At 56.8% G+C, this 11677-nt stretch carries 14 protein-coding genes; 10 read left to right on the top strand and 4 right to left on the bottom strand.

Annotated features, from left to right (window positions below; genetic code table 11):
- Positions 1–130: 130 nt before the first annotated feature.
- From cbiE to mltG, 3 genes are all read right to left on the bottom strand, one after another.
- A complete protein-coding gene (gene cbiE / locus QNK41_RS19285) occupies positions 131–1348 on the bottom strand; it encodes a precorrin-6y C5,15-methyltransferase (decarboxylating) subunit CbiE (RefSeq protein WP_319260308.1) in 1218 nt (405 codons plus the stop codon).
- A 234-nt stretch (positions 1349–1582) separates the two neighbouring features.
- Complete coding sequence (gene cbiD, locus QNK41_RS19290; RefSeq protein ID WP_319260310.1) at positions 1583–2686, bottom strand: cobalt-precorrin-5B (C(1))-methyltransferase CbiD; 1104 nt, start codon at positions 2684–2686, stop codon at positions 1583–1585.
- Entirely contained in the window at positions 2683–3699 is a 1017-nt protein-coding gene (gene mltG / locus QNK41_RS19295; RefSeq protein WP_319260312.1) for an endolytic transglycosylase MltG, read from the bottom strand. The genes cbiD and mltG overlap by 4 nt, the downstream gene beginning before the upstream one ends.
- A gap of 141 nt (positions 3700–3840) precedes the next feature.
- Here mltG and QNK41_RS19300 point away from each other — a divergent pair, with 141 nt between their 5' ends.
- From QNK41_RS19300 to arsB, 10 genes are all read left to right on the top strand, one after another.
- Complete coding sequence (locus QNK41_RS19300; protein WP_319260315.1) at positions 3841–5007, top strand: radical SAM protein; 1167 nt, start codon at positions 3841–3843, stop codon at positions 5005–5007.
- 190 nt (positions 5008–5197) lie between these two features.
- Complete coding sequence (locus QNK41_RS19305) at positions 5198–5725, top strand: hypothetical protein (protein WP_319260317.1); 528 nt, start codon at positions 5198–5200, stop codon at positions 5723–5725.
- A gap of 68 nt (positions 5726–5793) precedes the next feature.
- Positions 5794–6141 (top strand): metalloregulator ArsR/SmtB family transcription factor, encoded by a 348-nt coding sequence (locus QNK41_RS19310; protein ID WP_319260319.1) that lies wholly within the window; start codon positions 5794–5796, stop codon positions 6139–6141.
- Positions 6142–6214: 73 nt separating this feature from the next.
- The gene (locus tag QNK41_RS19315) at positions 6215–7597 is read left to right on the top strand and encodes a permease (RefSeq protein ID WP_319260322.1); all 1383 of its coding nucleotides are present in this window, start codon (positions 6215–6217) and stop codon (positions 7595–7597) included.
- 12 nt (positions 7598–7609) lie between these two features.
- Positions 7610–7840: a thioredoxin family protein gene (locus QNK41_RS19320; protein WP_319260324.1), complete on the top strand. Its 231-nt coding sequence runs from the start codon at positions 7610–7612 to the stop codon at positions 7838–7840.
- Between the two features lie 100 nt (positions 7841–7940).
- Complete coding sequence (locus tag QNK41_RS19325; RefSeq protein WP_319260327.1) at positions 7941–8342, top strand: thioredoxin family protein; 402 nt, start codon at positions 7941–7943, stop codon at positions 8340–8342.
- A 25-nt stretch (positions 8343–8367) separates the two neighbouring features.
- Complete coding sequence (locus QNK41_RS19330; RefSeq protein WP_319260329.1) at positions 8368–9096, top strand: cytochrome c biogenesis CcdA family protein; 729 nt, start codon at positions 8368–8370, stop codon at positions 9094–9096.
- A gap of 13 nt (positions 9097–9109) precedes the next feature.
- Positions 9110–9649, top strand: a complete 540-nt coding sequence (locus tag QNK41_RS19335; RefSeq protein WP_319260332.1) for a (Fe-S)-binding protein — start codon at positions 9110–9112, stop codon at positions 9647–9649.
- Positions 9650–9728: 79 nt separating this feature from the next.
- On the top strand, positions 9729–10166 hold the full coding sequence (locus tag QNK41_RS19340) for an arsenate reductase ArsC (protein ID WP_319260334.1): 438 nt from the start codon (positions 9729–9731) through the stop codon (positions 10164–10166).
- A 21-nt stretch (positions 10167–10187) separates the two neighbouring features.
- Positions 10188–11375, top strand: a complete 1188-nt coding sequence (arsB, locus tag QNK41_RS19345; RefSeq protein WP_319260337.1) for an ACR3 family arsenite efflux transporter — start codon at positions 10188–10190, stop codon at positions 11373–11375.
- 102 nt (positions 11376–11477) lie between these two features.
- Here the strand turns inward: arsB and QNK41_RS19350 are convergent.
- Positions 11478–11677, bottom strand: a 200-nt coding sequence (locus QNK41_RS19350; RefSeq protein ID WP_319260340.1) for an ATP-binding protein, incomplete at its 5' end; no start/stop codon positions are given.

Consider the following 11677-nt stretch of genomic DNA (forward strand, 5'->3'; position numbering starts at 1 on the left):
GTTCAGGGTTATCATTTTTCGTCAACTTTGCTCGAAGGTTGGCCCGTAAGAAAAGGGTCCCGTTTGTCGATTGATCATTAACCTTTGAACCCTGAACCTCTGAACCCGAGAACGATGACCTTTGCGCGTGTCAGGGACGGCAGCCGGTGATGATCCAGACGGGGTTGGCCGCTTCCAGGCGATGGCTGAAAGGCATGGGCGTTGCCCGGTTTACCTGGATCTGGACCATGTCCACGTCAAAACCGAGGCCTTCCATGGTCTTCGTAGCCGTTGTGAGGTTGTCGATCAGGACGGTGTTGATCACGATGATGCCTGACGGTTTCAGGCGGTCGGCGGCCATATGGATAATGTCGGCCAGGGCCTTGCCGCCGCCGCCGATGAACACCCGGTCCGGGTCGGGCAGATCGGTCATACCGGCGGGCAGGCGGGTCTGGATCACCTGCATGTTCCCGATGCCGAAGCGGGAGCGGTTTTCACGGATGTGCCGGATCCGCGACTCCTTTTGCTCCACGGTGTAAATATCTCCCCGGTTGATGAAAAGCCCTGCTTCGATGGAGACAGAACCGCTGCCGGCCCCCAGGTCCCAGAAGACTGCCCGGTCGAACAGGCACAGCCGGGACAGGCTCACTGCACGGACTTCGGCCTTGGTGATTAGCCCCTTTTCATGGGCGAAGCGGTCGTCGGGCATGCCGGGAAAGAGGGACGGTGTGGTCTGTCGAACGGGATCGGGCTTCAGGACCACCAGGTTGAGATCGGAAAACGTCATCGCCTGCGCCTGCGCCGGCGTGATCCGGCTGATCCGTTCGTCTTGCATGCCCAGCTGCTCCAGAACGCACATGCTGACGTCGGTAAATCCATTTCCCACCAGGATACCCGCCAGCCACGAAGGGCCATGGGCCGGGTCCGTATAAACGGCCACCGTATCGCCGCCGGCCAAATGCCGCAGCAGTTCGCCGGTGTGGTTGCGGCCATGCATGCTCACTACCCGCACGTCCTGCCAGGGTTCGCCCAGACGGGCGAAACCGGCCGCCACGGTGGAGACGTTGGGCAGGATGTGCACCCGCTCGGCACCCAGACGGCGCACCAGAAACGCGCCGATGCCAAAAAAGAGAGGATCGCCGGAGGTGAGCACCACGATAGTGTGGTCGGGCATCTTCTGATGGAGAAAATCACCCATTCCCTCAAGGTCCCTGTCGACCACCCGCCGTTGGCAGGTCAGATGGTCGAAATGCGCGAGGAGCCGTTTCCCGCCAACGAGAATGTTGGCGGCCTCGATGATTGAACGTTGCCGGCGTGTCAGGTCGTCCGGGGAGACGCCCATGCCGATGACGGTTACTGGTGGGGCCACTTGGTGTCCTTTTATTACTCCTGGCTCGGATAGGCTGGAAACAATAAATTTTAACAAATAACAAATTACAAACAACAAATCTCAAATAAATTCCAAATTACAATATCCAAGACCACAAGGTTTGGAATCTTGACTTTGATTATTGTGATTTATTTGTCATTTGGTTTTTGGTGATTGTCTTTTTTCGTCTTCAGTCCTCAGGCATCTGATCTCAACCATGAATGCGCCGCCACACTAGCCCCAATCCGGTTGCGTGTCAACCGCTGTGGTGCCGTCGTAATCGAAGATTACACAGCGGACGCGAATCTTGCTGGCGGAGAATTCCACCGCGCAGTGTCGGGCCTGTTCGGCCACGTGGGTTATTACTGCCGGGGCCTTTGCCTTGAGCGGGTCAAAGGCATGCCGGGCGGTGTTGGCGGCGGCAATCAAGTCGGCCAGATCCCGGTCCCCAGCCTGTTCCAGGGTCCAGCGGGCCAGGGTGTTTAGGGTCAGTTCGGATTTTGCCGCGTGGGTGTGGGGGATGTTCTGGGCCATTTTTACCGCCTTGCCGAAAAAGACGGCCAGGGTTGCCGATGAAAATCCCCTTGCTGCGGCGGCGGTCATGGCTGCCTGAAAGAAATCACCGATTTGAATGAACGACTCGTCGGCCAGCGACGGCCAGCAGTTCTGGGCAAAGCGTTCGCTGCGTCTGCCGGTGGTCAGCACCAGATGCTTCAATCCGACGGCCCTGGCTACATCCATGGATTTCTGGATGGTGGCGATATACGCATCGTGGGACATCGGCCGGACGATGCCGGTGGTGCCTAAAATGGACAGGCCGCCGATGATTCCCAACCGCGCGTTGAGGGTTTTTTGGGCCAGCCGCTCCCCTTCGGGTACGAAGACTTCAACGTGTATGCCGGCATCGGTGGGATGCTCGTCGAGTAGCGCATTGATGCTGTTGGTGATCATGGTGACGGGCCCCGACGTAATGGCTGCGCGGCCCGGTGGAATCTCGAGGCCGGGTTTGGTCACCACACCGACCCCCGCACCGCCGGTGATCCGGACAGGATCCGCACCCCATCGTTTTTCCAGGGTCACTTCGGCACCGATTTCGGCGCCATGGGTGATGTCCGGGTCATCGCCGGCATCCTTGATCACCGTGCAGCTCGCCTTGTTCGATTCCACCAACCGGCATCCATGAACCGCGATCGTCGTGGTCTCTCCGGTTAAGAAAGAAATCCCCACTCGTTTAGGCACCTGGCCGGTAAACAGCAGTTGAAGGGCTGCTTTGGCGGCCGCGGCGGCCGCCGCTCCGGTCGTGAAACCGGACCTGAGCGTATTCGGCTGTCTTTTCAACGTTTTCTTTTCCTCAACTGATACTTTTTTACCGCTGCGTTGTGCGCTTTGATGGTGGTGGAGAACTGATGGGTCCCGTCTTTTTTCGAGACGAAATAGAGATAGTCGCTTTGGTCGGGAAAAAGGGCCGCTTCTATGGCAAGGGCCCCCGGACTGGCAATGGGGCCGGGTGGCAGTCCCTTGATCTTGTAGGTGTTGTAGGGGGTATGGGTCTCCAGATGTCGGCGTTTGATGTTTCCGTCAAAATCGGGGATGCCGTAGATCACGGTGGGATCGGTCTCCAGGCGCATGCCTTTTTTCAGCCGGTTGTGAAAGACCGAGGATATCAGCGGGCGCTCTTTGGGCGCGCCGGTCTCTTTTTCGATGATGGAGGCCAGGGTGACGACCTCGTGGACGGTCATTCCATTCTCTTTTGCCTGCTGCTCCCACTCCGGTTTAAAAGCCGCCCTGAATTGTTTGACCATCGTGGCGATGATGGTGGCGCTGTCCAGCCCCCGTGGAAAATAGTAGGTATCCGGGAACAGATACCCTTCCAATGTATCGGCCTTGAAGCCGAGGCTTTGGGCCGACTCCCGATTGCGGGCTGCATCGATAAAGTTTTTTTCCGATTCCAGGCCGGCAGCAGAGACCGCCGCAGCGATTTGAACCAGGTTGTATCCTTCAGGGATGGTGAGCCGGTAAAGGTGTACTCTGCCCTCCACCATCTGGCCCAGGATCTCCCTTGGCGTCATGGCGGTGGAGAAAAAGTATTCACCGGCCTTGAGCAGTTTGTCCTTCTTGTCCAGCCTGGCCAGGATTGTGAAGCGAAGGGCATCCGAAACCAGGCCGTCCTGCCGGAGGGCATCGGCAGTCTGCTTGAGCCCCTGGCCCGGGGAGACGGTGAACAGCTTCTCCAGGACGGCTGTTCCCACCGGGCGGTCCGCCCAGGCCATGAGATGCATGTACAATACACCTGCGGTACAGATTCCCACAAAGATCAGTGAAAATACGATAAAACCCAGTTTTTTAAGCATTCTTCGCCACTTTCGGTATTCAGCATGTATCGGAAGCCTACCATAAAGCATGCCGTCGACGCTTGTCAAAGGGGGTTTATTTTTGAATCGATGACAGGTATACAAAGAGACCAACCGCATGCTGACAGGAGACCGGCGACCATGAATCAGCGCCCCCATGATAAGAATCGTTACCACGGGTTTGAACAGGGCCCCATCCGGCCGCCCAGCGAAGCCGGCAGCCTGCTGGTCCGGGTGACCCGCAACTGCCCCTGGAACCACTGCGCCTTCTGCCCGGTATACAAGGGGGCTCGCTTTTCCGTTCGACCCGAAGCCCACGTCATCGACGACATCGATGCGCTCCACCGGCATGTGGAGACCTTGAAAGGCCTTGCCGACGGATCCGGGCACATTCTCCGTCAGGATATTAATGCACGGATTCAGGGCCTGGCCGCCCACGAGCAGCAGGCTTTCGGGGCCGCACTGAATTGGTATGCCGGCGGCATGCGTGCTATTTTCCTGCAGGACGCCAACAGCCTGGTGGTCAAACCCGACCAGCTGATCCGGATTTTGCGCCACCTTCGATCCCGATTTCCCTGGGTCGACCGCATCACCTCCTATGCCCGCTCGCACACGATCGCCCGCATCAGCGACGACCACCTGAGGCAGATGCGAGAAGCGGGACTGAATCGAGTTCACATTGGCCTTGAGTCCGGCTCGGACGCGGTGCTCAGCCGGGTCCGTAAAGGGGTGGATAAACGCACCCAGATCAAGGCCGGCAGGAAAGTGAAAAAGGCCGGTATCGAATTGTCCGAGTATGTGATGCCGGGACTGGGGGGCAAGGACCTGTCCCGTGACCATGCCTTGGAAACCGCCGACGCCCTGAACCAGATCAACCCGGATTTCATCCGCTTGCGTACCCTGGCCATTCCCGGTGGGATTCCCCTGGCCGAGGAGCACCGCAGCGGGCGATTCGTCAAACTGAACGATATCGATATGGGCCGGGAGATCCGGTTGTTTATCGAGAGCCTGAAAGGCATCACCAGTATGATCGTCAGTGATCACATTCTCAACTTGTTCGAAGAGGTCCAGGGCCGTCTCCCCGAAGCCAAATCCGATATCCTGGCGGTGCTGGACCGGTTCCTTGACCTGTCACCCCAGGATCAGTGCCGTTTTCAGGTGGGCCGACGCCTGGGCCTTTTTTCCCGGCTGGTCGACATGAACAGCCCCAAAAGACTCGCCAAGGTGGATGCCTTCTGCGCCCAGCACGGGGTCACGGCGGACAATGTGGATGGGATGGTCGATGAGATGATGAAGCGCTTCATTTGACGGGTTCGTATAAGTCCGATATCTGCGTTACGCTTCATCCCTCGTCACTGCGGCGTACCGTTAGTACGCTGCCTACGGCACCCGCGATAGCGGTATTCTCAGGATTCGCAAGCCTTGATCTCGAACTTTTTACAAACCCGTCGCGGTAGAAAACTTCGTATTTCGGGCAATCAACGGGAAGCCATCAACCATGGGACTCAACTACAGCTTCAAGGCCGCCAGAAAGAAAATCGATGCCCTGGATAGCGATGAGCGCCAGGTTCTCAAGGCCATTTGCCGGGATATCCACCACGCCCAGCAGGTGTTGTCCCATAAAGCCGCCCCCATCCTGGAAGGGTGCATGGCCGGCTGCCGGGGGCTTTGTTGCCGGAACATCCATCCCGCCGATATCATCACCGAGTGGGACCTGGTGTACATCCTGACCATGGCACCGGAGATCGAAGACGCCGTGGCGGCCTGCCTTGCCCGAGAAAGCTTTTTCCCTTCAGACTGTATCTTCCTCGAAAACGGCACCGGACCCTGCCTTTTCCCCGACAACCTGCGGCCGGAGCGCTGCATCATCTCATTCTGCCGGGTAGAGTCTTCCGTGGAAAAAGAGATCGGCCGGGTGATGGCAGACTTCAGCCGGCTGATTCGTTTTTTCATGTTCAGGCCGCTTCGCCGTTTGTCGAGATGGCTGAGGCCGATTCATTCCGCACGCCACGACACCAACGGTTAAATTTTCTATTGTGGGTTGACACGCTCAGGCCGAACCTATATATTCCATTATAACGATATGGAGGAGGCATGAAAGAGTTCATCCGCGTCATGAAGGCCGTTAGCGACCCGACCCGTGTCAAAATATTGAAAATACTTGAAAAACGTGTGATGTGTGTCTGTGAACTACAGACCTCCCTTGGCGCCGCCCAGTCGACGGCCAGCAAACATTTAAAAATGCTGGAAGACGCAGGGTTAGTGGCATCCCAAAAGGATGGACTCTGGGTGAACTACACATTGGCCGACGGCCACCAGAGCCCCTTTGCAGCTTCTTTGCTCGGCAACCTTCGGCATTGGCTCAACGACGAGCCGGAAATATCGGCGCTGGTTGAAAAGACGGCGCACATCGACCGGTTTGAGATCCTGAATAAGAACTGATTTTTTTATTTCTTTGATATGTATAAATAGCGATATATAGAGTTAGTCATCCATCTTTTCGGAGGCGGCCACCATGAATGAGGCTTTAGTATTAACCGGTCAAAATGAAACAATAGAGGATACTCCTGATAATGATGTCCAGCCCGAACCCAGCCAGATCGACTGGAAGGGCATCTGGAAACCCCTGAGTCTGATCGTCGGCGGATTTCTGCTTTTCTTCTTCCTGCCCATGGACAGCGCCCGGTTTACCCAATCGGTGATCGAGTCCCTGGCTCTGGCAAAATGGTATGCCCAGGAACATGTCCTGCTCTGTCTGGTCCCGGCTTTTTTCATAGCCGGTGCCGTTGCGGTATTCGTTTCCCAGGGCGCGGTGATGAAATACCTGGGCGCGGGTGCCAACAAGATACTCTCCTATAGTGTGGCCAGCGTGTCCGGGTCCGTCCTGGCGGTGTGTTCATGCACAGTACTGCCTCTGTTTGCCGGCATCTGGAAGCGGGGCGCCGGCCTGGGACCGGCCATTGCCTTTCTCTACTCGGGACCGGCCATCAACGTGCTGGCCATCATCCTCACCGCCCGCATTCTGGGACCGGAAATCGGTGCGGCACGTGCCGTCGGGGCCGTCGTTTTCAGCATCGTCATCGGCCTGTTCATGCACCTGATGTTCAGGAAGGAAGAATCGGCCAAGGCCGCCGCCGCCATGCACATGCCGGTGCCGGAAGTCGAGCGGCCTTTGTGGCAGACCAGTCTGCTGTTTGCCGTCATGGTTGGCCTGCTGATATCCGCTACCTGGGGGAAACCAGCGCAAGCCGGCGGTTTCTGGTCGGCTGTATTCGCAGTGAAGTGGTTGTTGGCAGGCGGGTTTGCTACGATGCTGGGAGTCCTGATGGTCCGTTGGATGCGTGTCAAGCTCTACAAACTGATCATTGCCATGGTGGCTGTATTCATTCCCGCCCTGGCCATACCTCAGCAGCCCCTCATCGCTTTTTCGATAGGACTGGTCGCATTTGTCAGCCTATTGACCACCACGCGTGGTGAGACCGAATCCTGGTTTACCGCCTCCTGGGATTTTGCCAAACAGATCATGCCGCTGCTGCTGGCCGGTGTGCTTGTGGCCGGTTTGCTGCTGGGGCGGCCGGGCGCGGAGGGCTTGATTCCCTCGGCCTGGATCAGCGGCCTGGTTGGGGGAAACTCATTATGGGCCAACCTGTTTGCCTCGGTCGTGGGGGCGTTCATGTATTTTGCCACCCTTACCGAAGTGCCCATCCTTCAGGGGCTAATCGGTGCCGGTATGGGAAAGGGGCCCGCTCTGGCCCTGCTGCTGGCAGGCCCGGCATTGAGCCTGCCCAACATGCTGGTGATACGAAGTGTACTGGGAACGAAGAAAACCTTAGCCTTCGTTGGCCTGGTTGTCATCATGGCCACGATCAGCGGTATGATTTTCGGACATTTTTTTTAAAAGGAGAAGAATATGGATATCAAAGTACTGGGGCCGGGGTGCCCGAAATGCCAGCAGACGGAAAAGATCGTCAAGGATGCCGTTGCTGAAAGCGGTATCGAAGCGACGGTGGAAAAAGTCACGGATGTCATGGAAATTGCCGGATACGGGGTCTTCGGAACACCGGCGGTGGTGATCGACGGCGAGGTGAAGTCAGTTGGCAAGATTCCCAAGAAGCAAGATGTTCTCGGTTGGATCCGGTAACAGCTTGGCAACAAATGGAAATGATGGATCTGAATACGCTGGGTAGATCATGGAAAATCACTGAGAAATGTCGCGCAGCTAAAGAAAAAGGATAGATTTCATGGAGCGAGGTAAACGCCGATATAAAACATTGATGGTTCTTACATTAGCTGCGCTGGTTTTTGGTACGGCTGCGACTGGTTTCAGTGATCCCGGAATCGACTTCGACACGCTCCCGGTCAAGGGAATGGTGACCATGGTCGATCTGGGGGCTAAGAAATGCATTCCTTGCAAGATGATGGCGCCCATCCTTGAAAAGATCGAGAAGAAATACGAGGGCAGGGCGGCCATCGTTTTTATCGATGTTTGGGAGAATCGGGATCAGGCCGGTCGATTCGGCGTCCGGGCAATTCCCACACAGATTTTCTACGATGCCAGCGGCAAGGAAGTGTCCCGCCATCTGGGATTCATGTCTGAAGACGATATCGTGAAGACCTTGAGCCAGTTGGGCGTCAAGCCGTAACTTAAACACAAGCGGGATGAACTGGATGCTTGATTCTCTGTTTCTCACCGTTAACGCATGGATGACAAGTGGTTCGACAATCGCCTTTATCGGTTGTTTCGCCTGGGGCATGGTGAGCGTTATGTTCAGCCCATGCCACTTGGCGTCCATCCCGTTGATCGTTGCCTATGTGGCCGGGCAGGAGACTGCTGTAGATCCTAAACGGGCGGGACTTTATGCGGGTGCGTTCACATCGGGACTGTTTGTCACTATCGCTGCGGTTGGAATCATCTGTGCCGGATTGGGACGCATGCTTGGAGATGTGGGCCTCTGGTGGCAGGTTCCGGTGGGTGCTATTTTGATCTGGGTGGCATTGGGAATGCTGGGGGTGCAGGCCTGCTCCGTGTCCGGGTCGATGCTTTACCGGTTGAATCTGCGCGGAGTTCACGGTGCTTTTGGATTGGGTTTGGCCTACGGCGTTCTTTCCGGTACATGCACCTTTGGCTTTATCGCCCCCATTCTGGCTGTGGTCACCGTCCAGCAAAAATGGGCAACCGGATCGTTGATGGTGATTCTTTTTGCCCTGGGGCACTGTCTGCCGATCATTGTCGCCGGTAGCTCCATGGCCATGGTGAGAAAATTGACTGAAAACCACGCCTGGCAGGATGCAGGCAACTGGTTTCGACGGGGTGCCGGTGTGGTTGTCGGTTTAATGGGAATCTACTTCATGGTTCGTCCATTCCTCGACCGCAGCGCCTTATCAATACTGTCGTAGCAGGGAGGTGAATATGCTGCTCGAAACCTATCGCATGGAAATCTTCAACAATGAGTGCATGCCCGGTGCCATGACCGTACAGTGTTTCGCCCACCTGGACCAGGATGTTTCTGCAGCGCTGCCATACCTGAACGCCGAACTGGGCGGTTTCAGTTACATCGAGGATCCACCCTCGGTAACCTTTAAAATGCACGGTAAACTGCTTACCGTGCATGGCCGCAAGATCGCCGTCAACGCGCTCAAGGACGAGATGGAAGCGCGCAAGATTGTCGAGTGGCTGAAGCGTGAGATCAACGGCGCCTGGGAGAACCGCGAAACCCTTACTCCCCGTTACGAGGGAATGCCCCGGCCCCAGGTGATCCAAATATTAAAATGTCTGCCAAAGACCAATTGCCGCGAGTGCAGTGAGCCCACCTGCATGGTATTTGCTACCCGGGTGGCCGAGGGGGTTAAAGACAGCGGCGACTGCCCGCCAATGACCGCCGAGGCGAAACAATCCCTTGACGACTATATGGCTGCGTTTTCCGTTGGATCTGACGGCATCCCGTGGTGAGCAGAGACGATTCGTTGTTAGACGAAGCGAGAAAAGCCAATTCCTATTCAACGATAAAAGCCAACGGAAGCGGTCCCCGATGAAAGACAGACTTAAAATTCTTTTCCTGTGCACCGGCAACTCCTGCCGCAGCCAGATGGCCGAGGGGTGGGTGAACCACCTGAAGCACAACGTCATCGAGGCCAGATCGGCCGGCATCGAAACCCACGGACTCAACCCGCTGGCGGTCATATCCATGGCCGAGGCGGGGGTGGACATTTCCCACCACCGTTCCAAGCTGGCCCGTGATTTTGTCGGCGAACCATGGGACTTCGTGGTGACCGTCTGTGGCCACGCCCACGAAACCTGCCCCTATTTTCCGGGTGGCGTACCCATCGTTCACGTGGGATTCGACGACCCGCCGGCACTGGCGAAGGACGAACCCACCGAAGAAGCGGCCATGACCCATTATCGCCGGGTGCGCGACGAAATACGCGCATTTGTCGAATCCCTGCCTGAGATATTGAAGAATCCATAGTAACCAGGAGCGAATCAGCCAATGAACGACATCGCAGCTGACCATAACGACCGCAAAATGACCAGCATATTCGAACGCTACCTCTCCCTGTGGGTGCTCTTGTGCATCATTGCCGGCATTCTGCTGGGAAAAGTCGCTCCCGGCGTGGCCCGGACCCTGGACGGCATGGCCATTTCGGTGAACGGGGCGCCGGTGGTCTCCATCCCAATCGCCATCTGCCTGTTTTTCATGATGTATCCCATCATGGTCAAGATCGACTTCGGTGAAGTGATCAAGGCGGGCAAAAGCGGCAAGCCGGTTTTTCTGACCCTTTTCATTAACTGGGCCGTCAAACCTTTCACCATGTACGCCATCGCCCTGTTTTTTCTCGGTACGCTTTTCTACGGGTTTATCGGGCCCGATGCGAAGGATCTGGTGAAGATGCCCTTCGGCCTGGACCTGCCTTCGGGCGCCACCCACGGTGCCGGCACGGTGGTTTTGGTTGACGGCATAAAAATGCTGGAAGTGCCCCTGTGGCGCAGCTACCTGGCTGGGTGCATCCTGCTGGGCATCGCGCCGTGCACCGCCATGGTGCTGGTGTGGGGATTTCTTTCGCGGGGCAACGACGGTCTGACCCTGGTGATGGTGGCGATCAACTCGCTGACCATGCTGCTGCTCTATGGCGTGCTGGGGGGCTTTTTGCTTGGCGTGGGGCGGTTGCCCGTGCCCTGGCAGGCCTTATTGCTTTCCATCGGTATCTACGTGGCCCTGCCCCTGGTGGCCGGCTACTTTTCCCGACGCTGGATCATCACCGCCAAAGGTGTGACGTGGTTCCAGGAGAAATTCCTGCATGTGCTCACTCCCATCACCATCATTGCCCTGCTGCTCACCCTGGTGCTGCTCTTCTCTTTCAAGGGAGAGGTGATTCTGGGCAACCCCCTGACCATCGTCTGGATCGCCGTGCCCCTGCTGGTCCAGACCGTGCTCATCTTCTGCCTGGGATACGGCCTGGCGCGGCTGTTGAAACTGAAATACGAGGACGCCGCGCCGGCGGCCATGATCGGGGCGTCCAATCATTTCGAGGTGGCCATCGCCACTTCGACCATGCTCTTCGGGCTCTCGTCGGGTGCGGCCCTTGCCACGGTGGTGGGGGTGCTCATCGAGGTGCCGGTGATGCTCATGCTGGTCAAGGTATGCCTTCATACCCAGTCATGGTTTGAACATGAATGAGTCCGGCTGGGACCTCACATTACCGTAACCCGAAGTTTACGTATCGCTTTGCCACAGTAACCGATGAATCCAATCCACAGCGAGTCGCAACAATCGGAATCGTTACTCTTTTTCAGCTTTCTGCTGATAAACCGGCAGTGAGATGGTGAAGGTGGTGCCTTCTCCAATCTGGCTGTCCACCTTGATGTCCCCGCCGTGGTCCTTGATAAAGCCGTAGCAGACGGACAGCCCTAATCCGACACCTTTGACGCTGTCGGTTTTGGTGGTGAAGAAGGTTTCGAAAATCAGATCCAGGTACTCTT

This window comes from Desulfosarcina sp., assembly GCF_033791525.1.
GTDB lineage: Bacteria > Desulfobacterota > Desulfobacteria > Desulfobacterales > Desulfosarcinaceae > Desulfosarcina.